The sequence below is a fragment of the Pseudomonas sp. YQ_6 genome, assembly GCF_043103245.1.
GTDB classification, from domain to species: Bacteria; Pseudomonadota; Gammaproteobacteria; order Pseudomonadales; family Pseudomonadaceae; genus Aquipseudomonas; species Aquipseudomonas alloputida.
Genome location: NZ_JBICJR010000076.1, coordinates 1 through 26,473 on the forward strand (window position 1 = coordinate 1; position 26,473 = coordinate 26,473).

Below are 26,473 nucleotides of genomic sequence, written 5' to 3' on the forward strand. Positions count from 1 at the left end.
TGAAAATCCCCCGGCAAACACCTCAAAATTCCAACGCGGTCCCCTCAAAATTCCAACGCCGCCCCCCTCGAAAATCCAACAACGAAGACCCTGCAAACCCAGAGCAAACTCTTACTACTCCTGACCCACTCCCAACCCCAACACCCGCGTTAACCTTCATTTAATCAACCCCGGTCAGCATGGCCCCACTCCCAGATCTGCCAAGGCGAAGACATGCGCGTTCTCCTGCTCTTCCTCACACTCCTACTGGCCGGCCCGTTGCAAGCCAACCCGTTCGATGTGAAACCAGACTTCCTGCCGGTTGACCAAGCCTTCGTGCTCACCCACGACCGCCAGGCCGACGGCCAGATGCGCCTGTACTTCCAGATCAAGCCGGGCTACTACCTGTACCAGAAGCGCCTGAAGTTCGATGGCCTGCCCACCGAGCAACACCCGCAACTGCCACCGGCACTCAACCATCACGACGAGTTCTTCGGCGACAGCGCGGTGTACCGCGACCAGCTTGAACTGCTATTGCCTGCCAACGCCCAGGGTCAGTTGCGCCTGGGCTGGCAGGGCTGTGCCGATGCCGGTCTGTGCTACCCGCCGCAAACCACCTCGATCGACTTGGGTGGCAGCGTAACGCCTGCCGCCGAGCAAGCCAGCGACCAGGCCCTGGCCAGCGGCCTTCAGCAAGGCCACCTGGCCTGGAGCCTGCTGGCGTTCTTCGGCCTTGGGCTGCTGCTGGCCTTCACCCCCTGCTCGTTGCCGATGCTGCCGATCCTTGCCGGGCTGGTGCTGGGCAATGGCGCCAGTGCCCGGCGCGGCTGGCTGCTGGCCGGGGTCTATGTGCTGAGCATGGCCCTGGTGTACGCCGGGCTGGGGGTGGTTGCTGCCCTGCTGGGTGCCAGCCTGCAGGCCTGGCTGCAGCAACCCTGGCTGCTGGGCAGCCTGGCGGGGCTGTTCGTGCTGCTGGCCCTGCCGATGTTCGGCGTCTTCGAACTGCAACTGCCTGCCGCCCTGCGCGACCGCCTGGACCGCGCCGGGCAAGGTACCCGTGGCGGCAACCTGTACGGCGCGGCACTGCTCGGGGCATTGTCCGGCCTGTTGCTCGGCCCGTGCATGACTGCGCCGTTGGCCGGTGCGCTGCTGTACATCGCGCAGAGCGGTGACGTACTGCAAGGCGCGCTGGTGCTGTTCAGCCTCGGCCTGGGCATGGGCGTGCCGCTGCTGTTGCTGGTAACCCTGGGCAACCGTTATCTGCCGCGCCCGGGTGCGTGGATGAACCGGGTCAAGGGTGTGTTCGGTTTCGTGTTCCTGGCCATGGCGCTGTACACCGTGCGCAGCCTGCTGCCTGCTACCTTGCTGCTGGCACTGAGCGGCGCCTGGCTGATCGCCCTGGCCTGGGCTGCCTGGCCGGCCCTGCAGCGGCTGCCGGCGTTGCGCGCCGTACCGCTGTTGGGCGCCCTGTGGGGCGGCCTGTTGCTGGTCGGTGCGGCAGCAGGCGGCGACGACCTCTGGCAGCCACTACGCCCGTTCACCGGGGGTGGCAGCACAGCGGCCGCTGGCCAGCATGCCGAGGACAGCTTCGTCACCGTCAGCCGCCCCGAGGACCTGCAACGTGAGCTGGACGCGGCCAAAGCCCGCGGCCAGTGGGTGATGCTCGACTACTATGCCGACTGGTGCGTGTCGTGCAAAGTCATGGAAAAACAGGTGTTCGCCCGCAGCGACGTGCAGACCGGCCTGGCCGGCGTGCACCTGCTGCGCCTGGACGTGACCGCCGACAGCCCCGCCAGCAAAGCCCTGCTGCAGCGCTACCAAGTACCCGGCCCGCCCAGCATCATCTGGATCGGCCCGGAAGGCGAAGAACGCCGCGCGCGGCGCATCACCGGTGAGGTGGACGCAGCAGCGTTCCAGCAACACTGGATCCAGACCAGGAGCCAAGGCTGATGCTGACCGTAACACTCGGGCCACTGACCATGGCCCTCAACCACCTGCTGATGCTCACCGCCCTGGTGATCGCCAGCGTGGTCGGCTGGTGGGTCGCCCGACGTGGTGGCGAGAGCCCGGAATCGGCGCTGTTCAACCTGTTCCTGATCGGCCTGCTGTGTGCCCGCGCCGGCTTCGTACTGGCCTACTGGCCGATGTACCGGGACGACCCCCTGCAAATCATCGACATCCGTGACGGCGGCTTCCTGTTCTGGTCGGGCCTTGCCGGCATCGTGCTCGGAGCCCTGTGGCAAAGCTGGCGCCACCCCGGCCTGCGCCGCCCGCTAGGCTGGGCGCTGTTCAGCGGCGCACTGTTCTGGGGCCTGGCCAGCCTGGGTGGCCACCTGTACAGCAAAGGCACCGAGCTGCCCGAACTGAGCCTGCGCAACGCTGGCGGCCAGGCCGTGGCATTGCACAGCTACCGCGGCAAGCCGCTGGTCATCAACATCTGGGCCACCTGGTGCCCACCGTGTCGGCGTGAGATGCCAGTGCTGCAACAGGCACAAAGCGCTTACCCGCACGTGACCTTCCTGTTCGTCAACCAGGGCGAGACCCCGGAAAACGTCAGCACCTTCCTCGCCACCACCGGCCTGAGCCTGACCCACGTGCTGTTCGACGGCACCGGCCTGCTGGCCCAGCGTGTCGGCTCCATGGCCTTGCCCACCACCCTGTTCTACGACGCCAACGGGCGGCTGGTCGGCAGCCACCTGGGCGAACTGTCCCGGGCCAGCCTGCGCCACGCCCTGGAACCTTTCGACCGGGCCATTGCGCCCGCCCCTGCCGCACAAGGAAACTGACATGCGATTGACTGCACTGCTGCCCCTGTCCCTGGCCCTGCTGGCCGCCCCTGCCCTGCAGGCCGAAGAACTGCCCAAGGCGGTTCAGCAGCTGCAAGCTAAGGGCGCCGTGATCAAGGGCAGCTTCGATGCGCCCAACGGCCTGCGCGGTTATGCCGCCGAGTACCAGAACAACGCCCTGGCCCTGTACCTGACCCCTGACGGCAAGCATGTACTGGTCGGCAGCCTGTTCGACGAACAGGGCAAAGACCTGAGCGCCGAGCCGCTGCAAAAGCTGGTATACGCGCCGATGAGCCAGGAAATCTGGGCGAAAATGGAAAAAACCGCGTGGATCGCCGACGGCAAGGCCGATGCGCCGCGCAAGGTGTACCTGTTCAGCGACCCGAACTGCCCGTACTGCAACATGTTCTGGGAACAGGCGCGGCCATGGGTGGAGTCGGGCAAGGTGCAGTTGCGCCATATCATGGTCGGCATCATCCGCGAAGACAGCCCGGGCAAGTCGGCGGCGCTGCTGGCAGCGAAAGACCCGGCCAAGGCACTGCAACAGCATGAGAAGGCCGGCAAGGCCAGCACCCTGAAGGCGCTGGAACAGGTGCCAGAGGCTGTGCAACAGAAGCTGGCGGCGAACATGGCGTTGATGGAAGAGATGGGGTTGCAGGCGACCCCGGCCATTTTCTATCAGGATGAGCAAGGCAACCTGCAAAGCCAGCAAGGGGCACCACGGCCGGAGATGCTGGGGAAGATTCTTGGCAAGCGCTAGTGCATGTGGTGGGGCACAGATCGAGCGCCGCGAAGCAGGTGACGCGGGGCATGGCTCCGGCTACGCCGGTGTTCGCGGGTGAACCCGCTCCTACGGGGCTCGCGCTAACGGCTGGGTTTTGCGCCAGGCCCGTGATCGCAAGGCCTGCGCGGTCGGGTGTAGGAGCGGGTTTACCCGCGAAAGGGCCGGACCTGCTGGCCAATTTCCACCAGCCGTTCACCGTTGCCGCCGCCATTGTATTCGCGGGTAAACCCGCTCCTACGCTGATCGGGAGTGGAGACACATTGGTGATTGGGCGCAGGCCGTTCTTACGCAAGCATTAAGTCTCCCAGCCGGGCAAATCTACCTCGCGCAGATTTAAATCTGCCACTCAACATATCTGGAAACAATTATTCGGCACACCCTGTCGTTAAACATCGTTTGCTTGCTTCCCTTATTCAAATCCTACACACACGCACAACAAAGAACTCTCGGACGCTCACAACAGAGCGTTCGAGCATCAAAAACAGAAACTTCTTACACAATTAGAAGAAAAAATAAACCCCAAAAAAACACTATCAGGTTTAAGCAAGACCATTCTGAAGAATTTTCCCACAAAAATAGCTTTAAACCGAACATTCCAATATCACGTCCAGCCACGCCATCCCCACCGAAAGATTGACTTGAAACCGCCGAACGCCTAAACCTCCATACCCATACATTTCAGACCACACCAACAACCAGGAGACACTCATGGAAAATCAATATGGCATTACCCTCATGGCATTGGCTTCTACACTCACTGCGAAATCAAATAACACCGCAACCATGACACCAAAATGGTCTACTCATGAATCCAAACCACTGTATCCGCAGCGCACAAAAAATCACGAGCATCACAAAAATCTTGACCACTGAGCACTTGAGGGAGCCCACATCGCTTCTTTGGTCAGCACTGGCCCCCTGCATACTCTTCATCGTTACCCAGCCAACGATGCTTCGCAGGCGCTAACGCTGATCAACCCGCTCTTTCTAAGCGCGCAGATCTTCCATGGCGAAATGCCCCTTCTCAGCAGTTTCCTGATTGCACTTTCGGCCTCTGCAGCCTCGACATACCTGACCGGAAGGTATTTCAGAATCCAACCCATATGGAGCCGATACTGATGGACATTTTAACTATAAACAACCTTCACTTCGGATACAGCGGAAACCCGCTGCTGAACGACATTGAACTCACTATAAAAGCGGGGGAACTGGTCGGCATTCTGGGCAACAACGGGGCCGGAAAGACAACCCTTTTCGACCTCATCTGTAAAATAAAGAAACCGGCAAAAGGTGCCATTTCCAATTTATCCAGGCGTCAGGCCTATTTGACGCAAATCCTTACACCGCCCCCATTACTGCGTATGAACGAAGCGGGCAAGCTTATCACCAGCCTGACCCCCAACGCTTCCCCAGATCACACAGAGATTCTCTCGAAACTAGCCAAATGGTCCCCGTCACTGTCCAAGCGATATGCAGAAATCGCCAAGAAAAAAGCCGCCAATTGCAGCTACGGTGAAATTCGTAGCTACTTCACGCTGACCTTGTTGCTTTTAAACAGTGACTTGATCATTCTTGACGAGCCAACGGCTGGCGTAGACCCTGAATTTCGACATTATATATGGCTCGGTATAAAAAGCGCGTGCGCGGAAGGTGCGAGCGTGCTGATATCTTCTCATTACACAGAGGAAATCACGAGAAACTGCCAGCGCTTTTATATGCTCGCAAACAAACGACTGGAAGCGTTTGACAGTGGTGGACAGTTCATGGAACGCCACCGTGCCAAATCGCTGGATGAAGCCTTTATCAATGCTTCGGTCTAAGTACCGTGGCCATCGAGAGGGGGCGCCAGGCGCCCCTGCCCATCACAACCCCTCCAGCTCCGCCATCAGGTCACTGAGCCGGTCGACCTTGTCATCATCCAGCGCACTGCCCTGCAGCCCCTGAACATACTCGGCCAACGCCTCCACCGTGCTGCACTCGAACATCGCCCGCAGCGGCACGTTCAGCTGTAGCTGCTTCTGCACCCGCGAAGCGATCTGCGTGGCCAGCAGCGAATGCCCGCCCAGCTCGAAGAAGTTGTCGTGCACCCCCACCCGCTCGGCTTTGAGCACATCGGCCCAAATACCCGCCAACACGTCCTCCAATTCATTGCGTGGCGCCTGATAGGCCTGACTGTACTGGCCGCCGATGTCGATGGCTGGCAAGGCCTTGCGGTCGAGCTTGCCGTTGGCGTTGTGCGGCAAGCTGTCGAACCAGCCCCAATGCAACGGCACCATGTACTCCGGCAACTCTGCACGCAGTCGTTGCTTGACCTGCTCCAGCAACGCGGCATCGGCACTGACGCCCTGGTGCGCTACCAGGTAGCCAACCAGATGCTTGCCGTTCACGCCCTCCTGCACCGCCACGGCGGCATCGCGAATTTCCGCCTGCTCATGCAGCCGGGCCTCGATTTCGCCCAGCTCGATGCGATAGCCGCGAATCTTCACCTGATGGTCGATGCGCCCGACGTACTCCAGCACACCGTCCGGGCGTTGCCGCGCCAGGTCGCCAGTGCGGTACAGGCGTTCGCCCGGCGCCCCGTAAGGGTGAGGGATGAACGCCAGCGCCGTGCGCACCGGGTCACCGACGTAGCCACGGCCTACACCCGTGCCAGCCACGCACAGCTCGCCCACCGCACCCAGCGGCACCAGTGCCTGGTCCTCGCCGAACAGGTACAGCCGGTTGTTATCGGTGGGCGTGCCGATTGGCAGGTAGCTGCCTTGGGTCGAGGCGGCATCGACGCGGAAGAACGCCACGTCATCCGAGCACTCCGCCGGCCCATAGGCATTGACCAGGCCGATCTGCGGGTAGCGCTGCAGCCACTGCGCCGCCAGCTCCGGTGGCATGGCCTCGCCGGTCGGCAGCATCCAGCGCAGGCCGTCGAGGGCCTGGTGGTCGCTGGCCAGCATGCCCTGGATCAGGGACGGCACGCTCTCCAGCACGGTGATGCCGGTGGCCTGCACGTGCGCCAGCAGGCCCTGCGGGTCGTGGGCGATGGCGTTAGGCACGATCTCTACCTTGGCGCCGAACAGCGGCGCAGCCAGGAACTGCCAGACCGAGATGTCGAAGCTTTGCGAGGCGGTCTGGGCGATCACGTCCTGCTCGCTCAGCGCCAGGTAAGGCACCTTGCTCAGCTGGTTGTTGAGCATGCCGCGCTGCTCGACCATCACCCCTTTCGGCAGGCCGGTCGAGCCTGAGGTGTAGATCACATAGGCGAGGTTGTCCGGGCCACTGTGGATGCCCGGGTTGTGGCTTGCGATCGGGTTGGCCTGGACGTCCTCCCAGACCAGCAGTTGCGGCCGCAGCGCAGCCTCCAGCTCACCGAGCAACTGCCGCCCCTGCTCGGCGCAGGCCGCGCTGCACACCAACACTGGCGTGCGGCTGAGCTGGATGATGCTTTGCAGGCGCGCCGCCGGCAGGCCCGGGTCCAGCGGCAGGTAGCCGGCGCCGGCCTTGAAGCTGCCGACAATCATGCCCAGCAGCGGCAACCCACGCTCGGCAAGCAGTGCCACTGGCTGGTCCACGCAGACCCCGGCAGCCACCAGCGCATGGCCCAGGCGGTTGGCCGCCAGGTTCAGCCCGGCGTAATCGTAGGACGCCTCCAGGCAGCGGGCCACGGTACGCTGTGGATGCGCCACGACCTGCGCTTCGAACTGCGCGATGTAGCTCTGTTCCAGCGGATAAACCCGCTCGGTCCGGTTGCAATCCTCCAGCAGGAAGCCTTGCTCCTGGGCGCTCAGCAACGGTAGCTCGCTCACCTCCCCTTCAAAGCCTTGTACCAGCGCCAGCAGCAGGCGCTTGAATTCGGCCAGCAGGCGCTCGACGGTCGGGTAGTCAAAGTAGCGCTGGTCGAACGACAGGTGCAGGCCCAGGTCATCACCCGGGTAGCACACCGCCGTCAGCGGGAAGTTGGTGTGGGTACGGCCCGAGTCGGAGCTGGCGTTCAGGTGCTGGGCGTGATCGAGCACGGCGGTTTCAACCGGCGCATTCTCGAACACGAACAGGCTGTCGAACAGCGGCTGGCCCTTGGGCAGCTCGCTGCACGCCTGGATCGCCACCAGCGGCAGGTATTCGTACTCGCGCAGTTCCATGTTGCTTTGCAGCAGGCCCTGCAGCCACTGGCGTACGCTGCAGCGCTCACCAGCGATGGGCAACTGCACGCGCAGGGCCACGCTGTTGATGAACAGGCCAACGGTGCGCTGCATCTGCGGCATGCTCACCGGGCGCCCGGCCACGGTCACGCCAAAGGCCACATCGCGGTCGCCGCTGTAACGCGCCAACACCAAGGCCCAGGCCGCCTGGGCGAAGGTGTTGACGGTGAGCTGATGAGCCTGGGCCAGTTCGCGCAGACGCACACCATCACTCACCTCCAGGCGGGTGTAGCAGTCGCCGACGACCATGCCGCTACCGGCGTGGTCATGGCGCAGCGGGCGGTCGCTCGGGATGGCTGTGGCACGTTCGAAGCCAGCCAGGTTGGCCTGCCACCAGGCGCGTGCATCGTCCAGGCCCTGGCGCTGCAGCCAACCGATGTAATCGCGGTAACGCGGTGGCACCGGCAGTTGGGCCTGACGGCCTTCGCCAAGGGCCTGGTAGACCTCGAAGAAATCGTTCATCAACAGCGAGCGGCACCAGGCATCGATAAGGATGTGGTGGTTGCTCATCATGAACCAGTAGCGTTCATCGGCCACGCGCACCAGGCGCAGGTGGAACGGTGCTTCGCTGAGCAAGGCAAAGCCGGCCTCGCGCTCCTGCTTGTGCTGGGCCTGCAGGCGCTGCTCCTGGGCATCCTCAGCAAGGCCGCGCCAGTCCTGGTAGTCCACCGCCAGGTTGCCCGGCTTGTGGATGATCTGCAGCATCGCCTCGCCGCTGTTCCAGCTGAACGAGGCGCGCAACGCTTCGTGGCGCGCCACCACGGCCTGCCAGGCCTGGGCGAAACGCTCGGGGTCGAGGGCGCTGTTGATGCGGTAGCGGTCCTGCATGTAGTACAGGCCAGTGCCCGGCTCCAGCAGGGTGTGCAGCAGCATGCCTTCCTGCATCGGCGTCAGCGGGTAAACGTCCTCGATCTGCGCGGCCGGTACCGGCAATGCGTCGATCTGCTCCTGAGTCAGGTGCGCCAGCGGGAAGTCCGATGGGGTGAAGCTGCCATTGCCATCGGCCAGGCAATGCGCGACCAGCGCCAGCAGCTCCTGACGATAGGCCTCGGCCAGACCCGCGATGGTCTGCTGATCGTAGCGCTCGGCGCTGAAGGTCCAGCGCAGTTGCAGAGCACCGCCATACACCTGGCCATCGACGCTCACCCAGTTGGGCAACGGCGCATCGAGGTCATGCGCCAACCCGGCCGGTGCCTCCAGGGGCTGGAACAAGGCCGCACTGTCGAACTGCTGGTCGAACTGGCCCAGGTAGTTGAAGGTGATGCGCGCCTGCGGCAAGGCCGCCATCTGCTCGCGCCCGGCGGCATCCGCCAGGTAGCGCAGTACGCCGTAGCCCAGGCCCTTGTGCGGTACATGGCGCAGTTGTTCCTTGATGCGCTTGATCGAACCGGCCCGCGCCGCGTCGTCTTCACCTGGCAGCGGACGCAGGCTCAATGGGTAGGCATTGGTGAACCAGCCGACGCTGCGGGTCAGGTCCATGTCTTCGAACAGCCCGTCACGGCCATGGCCTTCGAGCTGCACCAGCACTTCTTCATCGCCGCTCCAGCGGCACAAGGCCCGCGCCAGTGCAGTCAACAGCAGGTCGTTGACCTGGGTGTGGTAAGCCGCCGGGGCCAGTTGCAACAGCTGTCGGGTTTGCTCCACGTCCAGGCCGATGGCCAGGGTTTGAGCATGGCGATGCAAGTTGCCGCCCTGCGGATGGTCGCACGGCAATTCGCGACGCACACCGCCCAGCTGGCCTTGCCACCAGGCCAGTTCGTCACGCAGCGAATCGCTGCCGGCGTAGCTGGCCAGGCGCGCGGCCCAGTCGCCGACGGCGTGGGTCTTGGCCGGCAGAGGCTGGCCACGGTACAGCGCCTGCAGGTCTTCCAGCAGCACCCGCCAGGACACGCCATCAACCACCAGGTGATGAATCGCCAGCAGCAACCGCTGAGTGCCCTGCCCGTCACGCACCAGCAAGGCGCGCAGCAGCGGCCCCTGTTGCAGGTCCAGGCTGCGCTGCACGTCGGTGTAGAGTGCCTGACAATCATTGAAATCGGCGACAGTGGCGCTCCAAAGAAGTTGCTCGGCGCCAGGCTGCACGTACTGGGCCTGCCAGCGGCCCTGGGCGTCGCTGAAGCGCAGACGCAGGCTGTCATGGTGCTGCACCAGCGCAGCCAACGCCTGTTCAAGGGTGGCCTCAACCAAGGGGTGGCGCACCTCCAGCAGCACGGCCTGGTTCCAGTGTTGCGGCTGTGGCACGTCACTGTCGAAGAACCAGTGCTGGATCGGCGTCAACCCGGCCTGGCCCTGGCGCAGTCCCTGCTCCACCGTGCTCACGGCTTCGCTGAGCTGAACCACAGCTGCCAGGGTCTGGATGGTCTGATGCTGGAACAGGTCGCGCGGCGTGAATTGCAAGCCGGCCTGCCGGGCGCGGCTGACCACCTGAATCGACAGGATCGAGTCGCCCCCCAGCTCGAAGAAGTTGTCCTGCACGCCGACCCGGGCAACGTTGAGCACCTCGCGCCAGATCTGCGCCAGCTGTGCTTCCACCTCATTGCCAGGGGACTGGTATTGCTGCCGCGCCTGCTCAAGGTCCGGCAGCGGCAGCGCACGGCGGTCGAGCTTGCCGTTGCCCATCAGCGGCAGGCTATCGAGCAGCACCAGGTGCGCAGGCACCATGTAGTCGGGCAGGTGCTGGCGGGCATCGGCTTTCACCGCTTCGCGCAGCAGTTGTTGCGCGTCGCTACTGGCGGTGGCCTGCCTGCACACCAGATAGCCCACCAACTGCTTGCCGCCCGGCAAGTCCAGCGCCAACACAACGGCCTCGTCGACATCGTGGTGCGCCTGCAAGCGGCTCTCGATTTCGCCCAGTTCGATGCGGAAGCCGCGGATCTTCACCTGCTGGTCGGCACGGCCGACATACTCCACCAGGCCATCGGTACCCAGGCGTACCAGGTCTCCGGTACGGTACAGGCGCCCGCCTTTGGCACTGAACGGGTCGGCGACAAAGCGCTCGGCAGTGAGGCCTGGCCGGTCGTGATAACCCTGGGCCAGGCCGGCGCCGCCGACATACAGTTCGCCAATGCCGCCTTGCGGCAACAAGGCCAGATCCTCGTCGAGGATATAGGCCGTACGGCTACCGATGACGCGGCCGATCGGTACGCTGCCAAGGTCTGCTGGCAACGCGTCTGGCGCCAGGCACGCCAGCGGCATGACCACGGTTTCGGTCGGGCCGTAGGCATTGAAGCACTGCTGCGGTGCAAAGGCCTGGCGGATGCGTTGCAGGTGCTCGCCGGTCAGCGCTTCGCCCCCGGTAATCACCAGGCGTACCGGCAATTGTTCGCCCCGCCCGCCCAGGTACTGCGCCAGCTGGCTGCCGTAGCTGGGGGTAAAGCCCAGAATGCTTACCTGCTGCTCGCGCACCAACTGGCAGATGTCCTCGGCGCCCCACTGCCCCTGGGCGCGCAGCACCACACGCGCACCACACAACAGCGGCACCCACAGTCGCTCGCTGGCAGCGTCGAAGTTGATCGAATAGAAATGCAGCTCGCAGTCATCGCTGCGCATGCCGAATGCAGCGATCACCGCCTGGCAGTGCATGGCGAACTCGCCATGGCTGACCACCACGCCCTTGGGTTTGCCGGTGGAGCCTGAGGTGTAGATCAGGTAAGCCTGGTGCTGCGGCAGGCTGAGGTTGTCCAGCGGCGCATCGCTGTAGGCCGCCAGGCTGGCGGCATCGTCTTCCAGGCTCCAGCTGGCCACGCCTTCAGGCAGCTCGCCCAGGGTGTGCAGCAGCGCACGCTGGCTGAGCAGCAAGCCGATGCGGCTGTCTTCGATCATGTAGCGCAGGCGGTCGAGCGGGTACTCGGGGTCGAGCGGTACATAGGCGCCGCCGGCCTTGAGGATGGCCAGCAGGCCGACGACCATTTCCAGCGAGCGCTCCAGCGCCAGGCCCACGCGCACCTGCGGGCCGACACCCCGTTCGCGCAGGGCACGCGCCAGACGGTTGGCCTGCTGGTCGAGCTCGGCGTAGGTCAAGTGCTGGCCGGCGAAGGTCAACGCGCCAGCCTGTGGCGTGCGCGCGGCCTGGGCGGCGAACAGACCGTGGAGGGTCTGGCCAAGGTCGAAATCGTGTTCGCCCTGCAATTGGCCTGTAAGCACTTGTCGCTCGGCACTGCTCAGCATTGGCAGTTCGCACAGGCGGTGTTGCGGGTTGTCGAGCAAACCGACCAGCAGTTGTTGCCAGTGCTCGGCCATGCGCGCGATACGCGGCGCGTCGAACAGGTCGCGGCTGTAGGTCAGGCAGCAGCCCAGCCGGCCGTCCAGGTCGGTCACCTCCAGGTAAAGGTCGAACTTGGTGGCGCTGGCATCGTTGACCAGGTAATCCACCTGCATGCCGGCCAGCGTGCGGCTTTGCTGGAATGCCCAGCGCTGCACGTTGCACATCACCTGGAACAGCGGGTTGTAGGCACTGCTGCGTGGGGGCTGCAGGGCCTCTACCAGTTGGTCGAACGGCAGGTCCTGGTGCGACTGGCCTTCGATGGCAGCCTGGCGAATCTGCTCCAGCAGCGCGCTGGCGGTCATCTGGCCGTCCAGCTCGCAGCGCAGCACCTGGGTGTTGAGGAAAGCGCCGATCAGGCCTTCGCTTTCCGGGCGGATGCGGTTGGCCACCGGCGCGCCGATACGCAGGTCGCGCTGGCCGCTGTAGCGGTGCAGCAAGGCGGCCAGGGTGGCGGTCATGGTCATGAACAGGGTCAGGCCGCGCTGGCTATTGAAAGCATGCACGCGGGCCACCAGTGCCGGATCGAGTTCGAAGCGGTACAGCTCGCCACGGTGACTCTGGACTGCCGGACGCGGGCGGTCGGCAGGCAACGCCAGCACCGGGTGCTCGTCGCCCAGGCGATGCTTCCAGTAGGCCAGTTGTCGAGCGCCCTCGCCGCTTTCCAGCCATTGCCGTTGCCACACGCTGTAGTCCAGGTACTGCACCGGCAGCGGCGCCAGTGGCGACTCGCGGTCATCGACAAAGGCTTCGTACAGCTCGCCCAGCTCGCGGGCGAAGATGTCCATGGCCCAGCCTTCGGTGACGATGTGGTGCAGCGTCAGCACAAAGAAGTGCTCGCGCTCGTTGGCCTTGACCAGGCAGGCGCGCAGCAGCGGACCCCGCTCCAGGTCGAAGGGCTGGTGCGCCTGGTCGTCGGCCAGTTGTTGCAAACGTTGCTGGCAGGCAGCGTCTGACAAAGCGCTGAAGTCTTGCCAGTCCAGATGCAGGCCGCTGTCTTCGGCCACGCACTGGTACGGCACGCCGTCGATGCTGGGGAACGTGGTGCGCAAGGTTTCGTGACGCACGATCAGCGCCTGCAGCGCACGCTCGAAGGCGTCCACGTGCAGGGTGCCGCGCAGGCGTGCCATGCCGCCGACGTTGTACGCCGGGCTGTCCGGCTCCATCTGCCAGAGGAACCACATTCGCTGCTGCGAGTACGACAGCGGCACTGCCTGACGGCGGTCGACACGGGTGATTGCACCTTGCAGGTTGCGCTCGCCGGCCGCGCGCAGGCGGGCGATCTCGGCACAGAAGGCGCCCAGCTCGCTGGCTTCGAACAGGGCCTTGAGCGGCAGCTCGACATCGCAGGCCTGGCGGGTGCGCGAAACGATCTGGGTAGCCAGCAACGAGTGGCCACCAAGGGCGAAGAAGTCGTCCTGCAGGCCAATGCGCGGCAGATTCAACACGTCGCGCCAGATGGCCGCGACCTGTTGTTGCAGCTCGGTTCGTGGCTCGACATGCTCACGCTGCTGCCACACTGGGGCAGGCAGTGCCTTGCGGTCGACCTTGCCGCTGGGGCCCAGTGGCATCTGTGCCAAGGGGATGAGTTGCGCCGGCACCATGTAGGCTGGCAATTGCTCAGCCAGCACGGCCAGCACCTCGGCAGGCTGGGCGCTGCCACTGTAATAGCCGACCAGTTGCGCGCCAACGGCGTCCTTGTGTATCAACACCAGCGCCTGTTCCACACCCGCCTGTGCCAGCAGGCAGGCCTGCACTTCCTCGGGCTCGACGCGGAAACCACGCACCTTGACCTGCTGGTCGAGGCGGCCAAGGTATTCCAGGGCCTCCAGCTGAACCTGCCAGCGGGCGCGATCGCCACTGCGGTAAAGACGCTGACCATTGCCGTCGGCCTGGGGTACGAAGCGCTCGGCAGTGAGGCCGGGGCGGCCCAGGTAACCACGGGCCAGGCCCGCGCCACCGAGGTACAGTTCACCCGGCACACCGGGGGCGCTCAGCTCCAGCTCATCGTCCAGCACGCGGCACAGCACATTGCCCAGCGGGCGGCCGATGGGCGAGCGCTCACCGTCCACCACCTGACAGTGCCAGTGGGTGACGTTGATGGCGGTTTCGGTCGGGCCGTACCGGTTGTGCAGCTGCACCTGCGGCAGCACCTGCAGCACGCGGTCACGCAGCGTGGCGGACAACGCTTCGCCACCCGAGAACACCCGGCGCAAGCAACTGCAGGCCCCCGCCTGCGGCTCCTGGACGAACACCTGCAACAGCGGCGGTACAAAGTGCAGCGTAGTCACCCCATAAGCCTGCACCAGGGCAGCGATACGCTGCGGGTCGCGGTGTTCACCAGGGCCGGCGAGCACCAGCTTGCAGCCGGTGACCAGCGGCCAGAAGCATTCCCACACCGAGACGTCGAAACTGATCGGCGCCTTCTGCATCAGCACGTCGCTGTCATTCAGCGCATAGGTCGTCTGCATCCACTGCAGGCGCTCGGCCAACGCCGCATGGGTATTGCCTACGCCCTTGGGCTGCCCGGTGGAGCCGGAGGTATAGATAACGTAGGCCAGGTTGTCGCCGTGCAGGTGCAGGCCGGGGGCATGGCTGGGCCAGCTGTCCAGGTGCAACTGGTCGAGGGCAATGGCGCTGACACCGTCGACCTGCGGCAGCTTGCCCAGCAGGCTGCTGTGGCTCAGTAGCAAACGGGCGTCGCAGTCGGCCAGCATGTAGGCCAGGCGTTCGGCAGGGTAATCGACATCCAGCGGCACGTAGGCACCGCCGGCCTTGAGAATGGCTAGCAGGCCGACCAGCAATTGCGGTGAGCGCTCGATGGCAATGGCCACACAGGTATCGGGGCCGACGCCTTTGTCACGCAGGTAGTGGGCCAGGCGGTTGGCTTGCTGGTGCAGCCCGGCGTAATCCAGGCTGCCCCCGTCCCAAACCAGGGCGGTGCGCTGCGGCGTCAGGCGTGCCTGCTCATTGAGTTGTTCGACCAACAGGTGCTGCGCTGCGGCGGCCGGTGCCTGGCCCCAACCCAGCAGCTGAGCACGGCCGGGCTCATCCAGCAATTGCACGTCGCCCAGCGCCTGCTGCGGCGCGGCACACACCTGTTCCAGCAGCGCCAGCAGGTGATGGGCCAGACGTTCGACGGTGCTGGCTTCGAACAGCTCCGCGGCGTAGTCGAAGGCCAGGCTCAGGCGACCCAGATGGTCCTCCTCACTGTGCAACTGCAAGTCGAACTTGGCTTCGCGGCTGTGCCACGCCAGCTCTTCGGCCAACAGCCCCGGCAGACGCCGCAGGGCTGACAGGTCGCGTTGCTGGTGGTTGAACATGACCTGGAACAGGCCCTGTTCGCGCGCATCGGGCAGGGCTTCGACAAGCTGTTCGAAGGGCAGGTCCTGATTAGCCTGGGCTTGCAACGTGGCCTGTCGTACCTGGGTCAGCAACTGGGTAAACGAGTGACGGCCATCGAATTGCGCGCGCAGCGCCTGCGTATTGATGAAGAAACCGACCATGCCTTGGGTTTCCAGGCGCGGGCGGTTGGCGTTGGGCACGCCGACGCGGATATCGGCCTGGCCGCTGTAGCGCTGCAGCAGCGCCTGCCAACCTGCCAGCAGGACCATGAACAGGCTGGCCTGCTGCTGGTGGGCAAGGCTCTTGAGCGCTTCGCCAAGCCTGGCCGGCACCTTGAGGTTGAAGCGCGCAGCGCTGTGCTCGCGCTGGCTGGCGCGCGGGTGGTCAGTGCACAGGTCGAGCGCCGGCAGCTCACCACCAAGGTGTGCCTTCCAGTACTGCAACTGGCGTTCGGCTTCACCGTCAGCCAGCCATTGCCGCTGCCAGCTGCCGTAGTCGGCGTACCCCAGGGGCAGCGGCGCCAGGTTGGCCTCCAGGCCTTGGCAGCGAGCGGCATACAGCTTGGCGAATTCTTCGAGCAGGATGTTCAGCGACCAGCCGTCGGCAACGATGTGGTGCAGGGTCACCCACAGCTGATGCTCTTCGTCGCCCAGGCGCACCAGGGTTACCCGCAGCAGCGGGCCCTGGGTGAGGTCGAACGGCTGGCGGGCCTCGGTTTCCCGCAGCGCGGCGACCTGCTCGGGCGAGTGCCCTTCAAGGTCCAGGCGGTGCAGGCTGAACGGCTGTTGAGGCAGGATACGCTGCAGCGCCTGGCCATTCTCTTCGCTGAACACAGTACGCAGCGATTCATGGCGCGCCACCAGTGCCTGGAAGCTCACTTGCAGAGCATTGACATCCAGCTCGCCACGCAGGTGCAAGCCGGCGGGAATGTTGTAGGCCGCTGATTGCGGTTCCAGCTGCCACAGCAGCCACAAGCGGTTTTGCGCCAGCGACTGGGGCAACGCCTGGGCGCGCTCCAGCGTGGTGATGGCTGCGGTGCCAGCGGCGCCATCGGCGATGATCTGTGCCACGGCCTTGCTGTAGTCGGCCAGTACCGGCGCCTCGAACAGGGTACGCAGGCTCAGGTCGATACCCAACTCATCGGCCAGGCGCGCTGTGGCCTGGGTGGCGGCGATGGAGTTACCGCCCAGCAGCAGGAAGTGGTCGTCCGCGGCCACCGCCTCTACCTTGAGGATGTCGCGCCACACAGCGGCGATGCGTGCTTGCAGCTCGTCGCCAGCGGATGCACGGGTACCGGCTTCGCTCACCTCAGGGAAACGGGCATAGCAGTCCAGGCTGCCATCGTCCATGCGCAGCCGGCAGGCAGAGCGCTGCAACTTGCCGCTGGAGGTCTTCGGCAGCGCGCCGGGGTTCAGCAGCAGGACCACGGCCGGGGCCTGTCGGCAGGTGTCGGCGACGACCTGGCGCAGGGTCTTGATCAGGTCCTGGGGCTTGAGTGCCTTTCGCACGTTGCGGCTGATCTCCACCGCGACACCGATGCCCTCCTCGCCTTGGTGCTCGACGGCGAACACCGCCACCCGGCCTTTGCGCAGCACCTGAACTTCGCGCTCGAGGGTTTTCTCCAGGTCTTGTGGGTACAGGTTTTGCCCACGCACGATCAGCATGTCCTTCAGACGCCCGGTGACGAATACCTCGCCGTCACGCATGAAGCCCAGGTCGCCGGTACGCAGCCAGGTCTGGCCGTCCATTTCGACGAAGGTTCGAGCGCTGGCTTCTGGGTTGCGCCAGTAGCCCCGGGCGATGCTCGGGCCGCCTGCCCAGATTTCCCCCACCTGGTTGTCGCCCAGCACTTGCAACTGTTGCGGCTCGACGATGCGTACCGCGTGCCCCGGCTGCGGGAAGCCGCAACTCATCAGCACGCTGCCAGTGCCGGGTTCGGCGCGGTTGGCGGCGAAGGCTTTGGCATCCAGCTCAAGCGCGGCGATACCCTGGCCACGACGGCTGCCGCTAACGAACAGGGTGGCTTCGGCCAGGCCATAACTGGCGAAGAAGCTCTGCGGGTCGAAGCCACAGGCCTGGAACTTGTCGGCGAAGGTGGCCAGGCTGTCCTGGCGGATCGGCTCGGAGCCGGAATAGGCCACGCGCCAGCGGCTCAGGTCGAGCCCGGCCAGCGAAGCCTCGCTGACCCGCTCGCTGCACAGGCGATAAGCGAAGTCGGGCCCGCCGCTGATGGTGCCACCGTATTCGCTGATGGCCTGCAACCAGCGCAACGGCCGGGCCAGGAAGTACCCCGGCGACATCAGCACGCAAGGCACGCCACTGAAGATCGGCTGCAGCAGGCCGCCGATCAGGCCCATGTCATGGTACAGCGGTAGCCAGCTGACGATCACATCGTCGGGGTTGAGGTCGATGCCAAAGCCTTGGCGGATCAGTTGCTCGTTGGCCACCAGGTTGCCATGGCTGACCTGCACGCCCTTGGGCAGCGCGGTGGAGCCGGAGGTGTACTGCAGGAAGGCGATGTCATCGCCCTTGAGCACGGGTTCACGCCAGTTCGCAGCCAGGGCCGGGTCCAAGCCATCCACTGCCAGCAGTTGGGGGACATTGTCCGCCGCCAGGGCTTCCAGGCCCTGCAGGCTGTCGTGCAGCGCCGCCACGGTCAGCAGCAGGCGCGGCTCGGCGTCATCGATGATCGACAGCAAACGCTCCTGGTGCTGCTGGCGCGCGGACTCCGGCGGGTAGGCCGGCACCGCGATCACGCCCGCATACAGGCAGCCGAAGAACGCCGCCACGTAATCTGGCCCGCTGGGGAACAACAGCACGGCACGGTCACCGAAGCTGGCGCGCGCCTGCAAGGCGGCGGCGATGGTGCGTGCACGCTGGTCGAGGTCCCGGTAGCTGAGCACGGCCTGCTCACCGGGCGTGTCGGCGAGAAAGCGCAGGGCAATCCTGTCCGGGGTCTGCGCGGCGCGTTGCGCCAGGGCCTGGACCAGCGAGAGCGGGAGTTCGAAGGCGTCCGTCATTGGGTGTTCCTGCCAGTGTCTGGTTAGGTCTGACAGCTGCTCCGCTAACGTGGGCGGGCAACGTATGCGACCGGGGATGTACACAGGGGAACGGATGGGCAGGGAGAGAAATTAGCGGGCAGGTCAGGCTTTAAGGGTTGATAAGGCATACCCCCAAAGCCAACCGCGCTTTAGAACTGAAACCCACAGATACTAATTACATTTCGCATTTGACAATTATTATCATCTTGCATAGTTTGTCGCACGTCGTAGGAAGCTTCCCAACCTTGGGCGCCTCCTCTCCCCTCTGTGACAAGGTGATTTCCATGGCGGAACAACTATCCACAAGTAAGTGCGATTCACCATTACTGCAGGCCTTCGTCGACAACCGCAGCATCCTGGTCAAGATCGCCGCCCGCATCACAGGCTGCCGCTCGCGGGCTGAGGACGTGGTACAGGATGCCTTTTTCCGGCTCAGCACCGCCCCGCAGATCACCTCATCGTTCAAGGCCCAGCTGAGCTACCTGTTCCAGATCGTGCGCAACCTGGCGATCGACCACTATCGCAAGCAGGCGATGGAGCTGAAGTACTCCGGTAGTGAAGAGGAAGGCATGAACGTGGTGGTGCAGAACGCCTCGCCCGAAGCCACCCACATCAACCGCGCCGCGCTGAATGACATCGCGGAGGCCTTGAACGAACTGCCGCCACGCACCCGCTATGCTTTCGAGATGTACCGCCTTAATGGCGTGCCGCAGAAGGACATTGCCAAGGAACTGGGCGTATCGCCGACCTTGGTCAACTTCATGATCCGCGATGCACTGGTGCATTGCCGCAAGACGGCCAGTCGGCAGGCCTGAAGATAGCTTCAAGCAAACGCGAGAGCGAACCTGGATCGCTCTCGCTTTTGCTTGCAGCGCTAGTGTGGTGTTTTGCAAATACGACCAATAACTCGCGAGCGATTTTTGCGTTCAGGCAAGGCGTCGCGACGAGTCGTAGCCCAGCTACGGCGAGGAGCGACAACGCCGCATGAGTGCAAAAAGCGCCGCGAGTTATGGTCGTTATTTGTGAAACACCACACTAGCCCCTACGTCAGCTTGCAACGATCGAAAAACCTCTCCCGCCCCAGAATCATCAACGCCGCCCGCTTGTGTGGAAAGTCGAACTCCTTGTCGCAATGGAAACATTGGTCGTGCATGTAGCCAATCATCTTGCCATTGTCGGCGCGCGGCTCGGCCACCACCCGCTGGGTGCGCGGGTCATCCAGGAAAAGGTAGTGCACCAACGCCGATAGCCAGCTGGCCACCTTGTGCGGCCCCCGGTGGCTCTCCTCTCCCACCAGCATATGGATACCACGGTCGTAGTCATCGGCCGGGTAGAAGGGGGCAATGCGGTCCTCCTTGGCCCAGTACGCCTCGAAGTAGGCAAACGGCTCGTCATCGAAACAACCGATCAACGTCAACGTATGCGGGTCGGCTTCGAGCTTGGCCAAGTATTCGCGGTGCTGCGCCAGCGTGCCACCCTCCTGCCAGAACGCCTCCACGCGAGGGTTGTTCTGCCAGCGGTTGAAACGCTCCAGGTCATGCTCGATCTCCAGGGTACGCAGCGATACCCAACTGCCCAAGCGCGCATCGAAGCGCCGGTACACTTCGCCCCGCGGCTTGGGCGCCCGGCGCGGGTGGCGCTTACCGTTGCTGATCTGCATCTGCTGCGGATATACCCCGGCAACCGACTCGCCCAGCCACGGCTGCGGCAGTTGCCAGAACAGTGCGCGCTCGCACAGGTACTGGCCAGGCTGTTCACCGGCCAGCAGCAGGCCACTGGCCAACGCCTGCGGCAACACTTCGGGCAGGTGCCAGGTCAGGCGCTGGCAGGCCGTATCGCGCGACAGCAACCAATAACAGGCGGCCCACAAGGCTTGGTAGGGGCGCTCGGGGCAAAAGCGCTCAAGGTGAACGTGCAGAGAAGCGCCAGCCTCCAGTCGCAACTGGATCAGGGGGCGGCCTTCAAGGGCCAGGCTTAGCCAGCTGTCGCCCTCCTCGGCACTGAGGCTGCGCCAGCGTGGCGGTGACTGTGGCTGCGAAGCGGCATCGAACGGCATGGGCTTGACTCACGAAAATGAAGAAAAGGCACACTGCAGGGAACGTTGCCGCAACACGGGAATTTAGTCTTGCGGTGCAGCCACCTTGATACGGTACGGCTCGAAGATGCGCGCCAGTTCGCCGCTGTCACGCAGGCCACGCAGCAGGGCAGCGAACGACTGCTCGCCGATAGGCGCCCCCGGGCGCAGCAAGGCGTAGTGGTGATAGACCTGGTCAATGCGTTGTGAAGGCACCAGCTGCGCCCTGCTCGCCGGGTTGCGTGCCAGGAAATCGCTGAGGTAGGAACGCGTGACCAGGGCAATATCGGCGCGGCCGGCCAGCACCATCAGCAGGTTGCTGTCATGGGAATAGGTCAGGGTCGCGTTGTATGTCTTGCGCAGGTAGTCCGGGTCAGTGTTGAAGCTGGCGAACGCGTAGTGGTAGCCGTTGAACAAGGCAAGGCGTTTGCCGCGCAGGTCATCGAAATAATGCGGATCATTGCCGTTTGCCTTGCGGGCGACGAACACTTCGGCATCTTCCAGGCCCATGTCCACAGTCTGATGAGCAATCTGCTCCCAGCCCCATTGTGGGTTCTCGAAAATAGCCATGTCGGTGCGGCCCTGCTGGAAGTCACCGAAGCGCCGCTGGATAGACGTAGGCACCAGAACGAAGTGATAGTGCTGCTGCGCCCGGTTGAGTGCATCGACCAACTGCGGCAGCAAACCGGTATCGGCACCTTGCTCGGGGCGCACTGTGTAAGGCGGGAAATGGGCTGCGCCAATCTTTACTTCAACCGCCTCGCCAGCCCATACCGGTGCCGCCAACCAGAACACGGCCAGCAGCATCAGGGTGGACAAGGCCTTGAGGCCGGGCGCTGGAGTCAAGACGGACACTCATCACGGTTTATGCCTGTATGCGCTTAAGCTAGGCGTTTTCCAGGGGCGACACAACTGCTGGCGCCTGCTCTTTGTGCCAAAGCAGGCGGCAAAATGCCATAGGATGCCGTATGCCCGGACATTGGCTACGCTCTAGCAGGATCTGCAGGGGAGCCTGGTATGGGCCATTGGTTGGTGATCGACCTGGAAGCCACCACCGACGATGGTGGGTGGCCGGTCACAGAGATGGAAGTCATTGAAATCGGCGCAAGCCTGGTTACCCGCGAAGGCCGCGAGGTCGACCATTTCCAGCGTTTTGTAAAGCCACGGCGGCGGCCGCAGCTGACCCCGTTCTGCCGTGAGCTGACCCACATCAGCCAGGCCGACGTGGACAGCGCCGCGCCGTTTCGCGAGGTGTGGGCAAGCTTCGAGCGCTGGCTGGGGCACCACCGCGGGCAGCTTCAGGCCTGGGTCAGCTGGGGCGACTACGACCGCCAGCAACTGCACCAGGAGTGGCAACAGCACAGCCTCGACAGCCTGCTGCGCACATTGCCGCACATCAACCTCAAGCAACGCTTTGCCAAGGCCCGCCACCTGCAGCGCCCCACCGGCCTGAACGGCGCCCTGCAACTGGCCGGCATGCACTTTTGCGGGCAGCAGCACAGGGCCCTGGAAGATGCGCGCAACACGGCGCGGCTATTACCGTTGACCCTGCCCGCCAACAGCCCCTGAAAGCAGATGACGACGCCTGTGGGCTTGGGCATACTGGCCAGCCCTTTTTCAGCACCTCTTTTCAGGAGTCGCCCATGTTCCAGGTCAACGAGTACTTCAACGGCACCGTCAAGTCGATCGCATTCTCGGGCGAAGAAGGCCCGGCCACTGTCGGCGTCATGGCTCCGGGCGAATACGAATTCGGCACTGCCAAGCGCGAGATCATGCATGTGGTATCGGGTGCACTGACCGTGAAACTGCCAGGTAGCGACAACTGGGAAACCTTCAACGCCGGTGACAAGTTCAACGTGCCGGCTGACAGCAAGTTTCAGCTGCAGGTGAAGGTGGATACCGCTTACCTGTGCGAATACCGCGACTAAGCGTTGGCCTGTTCCGGCCTCATCGCGGGTAAACCCGCTCCTACAGGGTGCTGAGCCGACCTTCGATGTTGTGCGGTCCTTGTAGGTGCGGGTTTACCCGCGAAGAATCCAGCACTAGTTCTTCAGAAAATCAGCAACGCGTTCAGCCGCCGCCTGCAAATGCTGCTCATGGCTGAACCCCGAAGCCTTCAACGGCTTCAGGTCATGGTCCCCCGCCACTAGCCAGCTCACCTCGATCGCCGGCGACAACGCATACCCCGCCACCGCCTCGCGGTTACCCAGCGCATCCCGCTCGCCCTGCACGATCAACGTCGGTGTCTTCAACTCGGCCAGGTGCTCTACCCGTGGCTTCTCGGGTTTACCCACCGCGTAGAACGGATAGCCCAGGCACACCAGCGCATCCGCGCCCAGTTCGTCGGCCAGCAGACTCGCCATGCGCCCGCCCATGGACTTGCCCCCCACGGCCAGCTTGCCCGCGACCAAAGGTCGCACTTGCCGGTACACCTCGCGCCAGCATTCAAGCAACACCTTCTGCGGGTTCGGCGGCCGCTTGCCACCGGTAACCCTGCGCTCGGCCATGTACGGGAACTCGAAGCGCACTACCGCTACCCCAAGCGCCGCAAGCCTTTGCGCCATTTCGTCCATGAACTCGCTGTCCATCGGCGCGCCCGCGCCATGGGCCAGAATCAGGCACCCCTTGTAGTCATCTTTACCTGCAACCCGCGGAGGATCGCAGCGCAAGCCTGGGACATTTGCGACCTTCGCCCATTGATCCCCGTCAATACCGGCACTTTGCCCATTAATCATGCTTGCCTCGCTGTAAAGCCTGCCAAATAACCGTGGATGGGAACCCATACATGAACACAACCAGCAGTACCGCCTATAACTACAAGGTGGTCCGCCAATTCGCCATCATGACGGTGGTGTGGGGAATCGTCGGGATGGGGCTCGGCGTCTTCATCGCCGCCCAGCTCGCCTGGCCGTCCCTCAACTTCGACCTCCCCTGGACCAGCTTCGGCCGCCTGCGCCCCCTGCATACCAATGCGGTGATCTTCGCGTTCGGCGGCTGCGCACTGTTCGCCACCTCCTATTATTCGGTGCAACGCACCTGCCAGACCACCCTGTTCGCACCGGGCCTGGCCGCGTTCACGTTCTGGGGCTGGCAACTGGTTATCCTGCTGGCGGCTATCAGCCTGCCGCTGGGCTACACCAGCTCCAAGGAATACGCCGAACTGGAATGGCCGATCGACATTCTGATCACCATCGTCTGGGTGGGCTACGCCATCGTGTTCTTTGGCACGCTGATGAAGCGCAACACCAAACACATCTACGTCGGCAACTGGTTCTTCGGCGCCTTCATCCTGACCGTGGCACTGCTGCACATCGTCAACAACCTGGAACTGCCGGTCAGCCTGACCAAATCCTACTCGGTCTACGCTGGCGCCACCGATGCCATGGTGCAGTGGTGGTACGGCCATAACGCGGTGGGCTTCTTCCTGACCGCAGGCTTCCTAGGGATGATGTACTACTACGTGCCCAAGCAGGCCGAACGGCCGGTGTATTCGTATCGCTTGTCGATCGTGCACTTCTGGGCGCTGATCACCCTGTACATCTGGGCCGGCCCGCACCACCTGCACTACACCGCCCTGCCCGATTGGGCGCAGTCGCTGGGCATGGTGATGTCGCTGATCCTGCTGGCACCCAGCTGGGGCGGCATGATCAACGGCATGATGACCCTGTCGGGCGCCTGGCACAAACTGCGCAGCGACCCGATCCTGCGCTTCCTGGTGGTGTCGCTGGCGTTCTACGGCATGTCCACCTTCGAAGGCCCGATGATGGCCATCAAGACGGTCAACGCCCTGTCTCACTACACCGACTGGACCATCGGCCACGTCCACGCCGGCGCCCTCGGCTGGGTAGCGATGATCTCGATCGGCGCGCTGTACCACACCATCCCCAAAGTGTTCGGCAAAGAACGCATGTACAGCCTCGGCCTGATCAATGCGCACTTCTGGCTGGCCACCATTGGTACCGTGCTGTACATCGCCTCGATGTGGGTCAACGGCATCGCCCAGGGCCTGATGTGGCGCGCGGTCAACAGCGACGGCACGCTCACCTACTCGTTCGTGGAAACCCTGGTGGCCAGCCACCCAGGCTTCGTCGTGCGCTTCGTCGGCGGCGCGATCTTCCTCAGCGGCATGTTCCTGATGGCCTGGAACACCTGGCGCACCGTGCGTTCGCCAGCGCTTGACGTCGCCCCTGCGAACGCCCGGTTGGCTTGAGGAGAAACGCCTGATGAAACATGAAGTCATCGAGAAAAACGTCGGCCTGATGGCGCTGCTGATGGTATTTGCCGTCAGCATCGGCGGCCTGACCCAGATCGTCCCGCTGTTCTTCCAGGACGTCACCAACAAACCGGTCGAAGGCATGAAGCCCTACACCGCGCTGCAACTGGAAGGCCGCGATGTCTACATCCGCGAAGGTTGCGTGGGCTGTCACTCGCAGATGATCCGCCCGTTCCGCGCCGAAACCGAGCGTTACGGCCACTACTCGGTAGCCGGTGAAAGCGTGTGGGACCACCCGTTCCTGTGGGGCTCCAAGCGCACCGGGCCGGACCTGGCCCGGGTCGGTGGCCGCTACTCGGACGACTGGCACCGTGCGCACCTGTACAACCCGCGCAACGTGGTGCCGGAGTCGAAGATGCCGTCCTACCCGTGGCTGGTTGCCCAGCCGGTCGACAACAGCCACACCGACGTCAAGATGCGCACCCTGCGCACCCTGGGCGTGCCGTACACCGACGACGACATTGCCGGCGCCCGTGAAGCGGTCAAAGGCAAGACCGAGATGGATGCCCTGGTCGCCTACCTGCAGGTGCTCGGCACCGCGATCAAGAACAAGAGGTGAGTGCGATGGAAATGGACATCGGCATGATCCGCGGGCTGGGCACCCTGGTGGTGATGATTGCCTTCATCGGCCTCACCCTGTGGGTCTTCAACCGCCGCCGCGACCGTGATTTCGCCGAAGCGCGCCTGCTGCCCTTCGTCGACGACCGCCTGCCCACTGCCGGGCAGGAGCCTGCTGCAAAAAGGAGTAACGGGCAATGACCACCTTCTGGAGTACGTACATCAGCGTACTGACCATCGGTAGCCTGATTGGCCTGACCTGGCTACTGCTCGCCACGCGCAAGGGCCAGAGCAACAACACCACCGACGAGACCATGGGCCACAGCTTCGACGGCATCGAGGAGTACGACAACCCGCTGCCCAAGTGGTGGTTCTGGCTGTTCGTTGGCACCTTGGCGTTCTCGGTCGGCTACCTGATCCTCTACCCGGGCCTGGGCAACTGGAAAGGCATCCTGCCGGGCTATGAAAATGGCTGGACCGGCGCCAACGAATGGCAGAAGGAAATGGATAAGGCCGATGCCAGGTTCGGTCCGATCTTCGCCAAATACGCCGCCATGCCCGTAGAAGAAGTGGCGAAGGACCCGCAGGCGCTGAAAATGGGCAGCCGCCTGTTTGCCTCCAACTGCTCGGTGTGCCACGGTTCCGACGCCAAGGGTGCCTTCGGCTTCCCCAACCTCACCGACAATGACTGGCGCTGGGGCGGCGAGCCGGAAACCATCAAGACCACCATCATGGGCGGTCGCCATGGCGTGATGCCGGCCTGGGCCGAAGTGATCGGTGACCAGGGCGTGGCCGATGTGGCTGCATTCGTGGTCAGCAAACTCGATGGCCGCACTCTGCCTGAGGGCGCGAAGGCCGATGTGGAGAATGGGCAGAAGATCTTCGCAGCCAACTGCGTGGCCTGCCACGGGCCGGAAGGCAAGGGTACGCCCGCCATGGGCGCTCCGAACCTGACCCATCCGCAGGCGTTCATCTACGGCTCGAGCTTTGCCCAGCTGCAGCAGACCATTCGTTATGGTCGCCAGGGGCAAATGCCGGCGCAGGCCGAGATCCAAGGGAATGACAAGGTGCACCTGCTGGCGGCTTACGTGTACAGCCTGTCGCAGGATGGTTCGGCTGAGGCTGTGACGGCCAAGTGAGTTCGCCGAAAGGGATTTGCCGCCTGTGAGATCGAGCGCCGCC

16 protein-coding genes are annotated in these 26,473 nt (G+C 63.9%); 12 read left to right on the forward strand and 4 right to left on the reverse strand.

Annotated features, from left to right (window positions below):
- Nucleotides 1-213: 213 nt before the first annotated feature.
- The 5 genes from dsbD (at nt 214) to ACF8FG_RS25815 (ending at nt 5,369) form a co-directional block, all read left to right on the forward strand.
- Nucleotides 214-1,929: a protein-disulfide reductase DsbD gene (gene dsbD / locus ACF8FG_RS25795; protein WP_019437874.1), complete on the forward strand. Its 1,716-nt coding sequence runs from the start codon at nt 214-216 to the stop codon at nt 1,927-1,929.
- Nucleotides 1,929-2,765, forward strand: coding sequence for a TlpA disulfide reductase family protein (locus tag ACF8FG_RS25800; protein WP_014590239.1), 837 nt, complete (start codon nt 1,929-1,931; stop codon nt 2,763-2,765). The genes dsbD and ACF8FG_RS25800 overlap by 1 nt, the downstream gene beginning before the upstream one ends.
- A 1-nt stretch (nt 2,766) precedes the next feature.
- Nucleotides 2,767-3,525, forward strand: coding sequence for a thiol:disulfide interchange protein DsbG (gene dsbG / locus ACF8FG_RS25805; protein WP_019437875.1), 759 nt, complete (start codon nt 2,767-2,769; stop codon nt 3,523-3,525).
- A gap of 732 nt (nt 3,526-4,257) precedes the next feature.
- Nucleotides 4,258-4,422 (forward strand): hypothetical protein, encoded by a 165-nt coding sequence (locus ACF8FG_RS25810; RefSeq protein WP_155766697.1) that lies wholly within the window; start codon nt 4,258-4,260, stop codon nt 4,420-4,422.
- Between the two features lie 245 nt (nt 4,423-4,667).
- On the forward strand, nt 4,668-5,369 hold the full coding sequence (locus ACF8FG_RS25815; protein ID WP_070383601.1) for an ATP-binding cassette domain-containing protein: 702 nt from the start codon (nt 4,668-4,670) through the stop codon (nt 5,367-5,369).
- Nucleotides 5,370-5,411: 42 nt separating this feature from the next.
- Here ACF8FG_RS25815 and ACF8FG_RS25820 read toward each other — a convergent pair whose 3' ends face one another.
- Entirely contained in the window at nt 5,412-18,365 is a 12,954-nt protein-coding gene (locus ACF8FG_RS25820) for a non-ribosomal peptide synthetase (RefSeq protein WP_392519362.1), read from the reverse strand.
- A gap of 305 nt (nt 18,366-18,670) precedes the next feature.
- Between ACF8FG_RS25820 and ACF8FG_RS25825 the strand changes: the two genes are divergently transcribed.
- Nucleotides 18,671-19,201 (forward strand): RNA polymerase factor sigma-70, encoded by a 531-nt coding sequence (locus tag ACF8FG_RS25825; RefSeq protein WP_010954997.1) that lies wholly within the window; start codon nt 18,671-18,673, stop codon nt 19,199-19,201.
- Nucleotides 19,202-19,428: 227 nt separating this feature from the next.
- Here the strand turns inward: ACF8FG_RS25825 and ACF8FG_RS25830 are convergent, their stop codons facing one another.
- Together ACF8FG_RS25830 and ACF8FG_RS25835 are read right to left on the reverse strand one after the other, a co-directional pair.
- Entirely contained in the window at nt 19,429-20,442 is a 1,014-nt protein-coding gene (locus ACF8FG_RS25830; protein ID WP_014590234.1) for a GNAT family N-acetyltransferase, read from the reverse strand.
- A 63-nt stretch (nt 20,443-20,505) separates the two neighbouring features.
- On the reverse strand, nt 20,506-21,306 hold the full coding sequence (locus ACF8FG_RS25835; RefSeq protein WP_119714043.1) for an ABC transporter substrate-binding protein: 801 nt from the start codon (nt 21,304-21,306) through the stop codon (nt 20,506-20,508).
- A gap of 171 nt (nt 21,307-21,477) precedes the next feature.
- Here ACF8FG_RS25835 and ACF8FG_RS25840 point away from each other — a divergent pair, with 171 nt between their 5' ends.
- Nucleotides 21,478-22,029: an exonuclease domain-containing protein gene (locus ACF8FG_RS25840; protein WP_019437882.1), complete on the forward strand. Its 552-nt coding sequence runs from the start codon at nt 21,478-21,480 to the stop codon at nt 22,027-22,029.
- Between the two features lie 74 nt (nt 22,030-22,103).
- Nucleotides 22,104-22,388, forward strand: a complete 285-nt coding sequence (locus ACF8FG_RS25845) for a pyrimidine/purine nucleoside phosphorylase (RefSeq protein WP_003254278.1) — start codon at nt 22,104-22,106, stop codon at nt 22,386-22,388.
- Between the two features lie 114 nt (nt 22,389-22,502).
- Here the strand turns inward: ACF8FG_RS25845 and ACF8FG_RS25850 are convergent, their stop codons facing one another.
- Nucleotides 22,503-23,195, reverse strand: coding sequence for an alpha/beta family hydrolase (locus ACF8FG_RS25850; protein WP_019437883.1), 693 nt, complete (start codon nt 23,193-23,195; stop codon nt 22,503-22,505).
- Nucleotides 23,196-23,245: 50 nt separating this feature from the next.
- On the opposite strand from ACF8FG_RS25850, the gene ccoN reads away from it, so the two are divergent.
- From ccoN to ccoP, 4 genes are read left to right on the forward strand one after another with little or no spacing between them, the layout of a single operon-like run.
- The gene (gene ccoN / locus ACF8FG_RS25855) at nt 23,246-24,670 is read left to right on the forward strand and encodes a cytochrome-c oxidase, cbb3-type subunit I (protein WP_014590230.1); all 1,425 of its coding nucleotides are present in this window, start codon (nt 23,246-23,248) and stop codon (nt 24,668-24,670) included.
- 13 nt (nt 24,671-24,683) lie between these two features.
- Nucleotides 24,684-25,292, forward strand: a complete 609-nt coding sequence (gene ccoO / locus ACF8FG_RS25860; RefSeq protein WP_010955002.1) for a cytochrome-c oxidase, cbb3-type subunit II — start codon at nt 24,684-24,686, stop codon at nt 25,290-25,292.
- Between the two features lie 5 nt (nt 25,293-25,297).
- Nucleotides 25,298-25,492 carry a cbb3-type cytochrome c oxidase subunit 3 gene (locus ACF8FG_RS25865; protein ID WP_010955003.1) on the forward strand — a complete coding sequence of 65 codons (195 nt, stop codon included), beginning with the start codon at nt 25,298-25,300 and terminating at the stop codon, nt 25,490-25,492.
- The gene (gene ccoP, locus ACF8FG_RS25870) at nt 25,489-26,430 is read left to right on the forward strand and encodes a cytochrome-c oxidase, cbb3-type subunit III (protein WP_076402718.1); all 942 of its coding nucleotides are present in this window, start codon (nt 25,489-25,491) and stop codon (nt 26,428-26,430) included. The genes ACF8FG_RS25865 and ccoP overlap by 4 nt, the downstream gene beginning before the upstream one ends.
- Nucleotides 26,431-26,473: the final 43 nt, after the last annotated feature.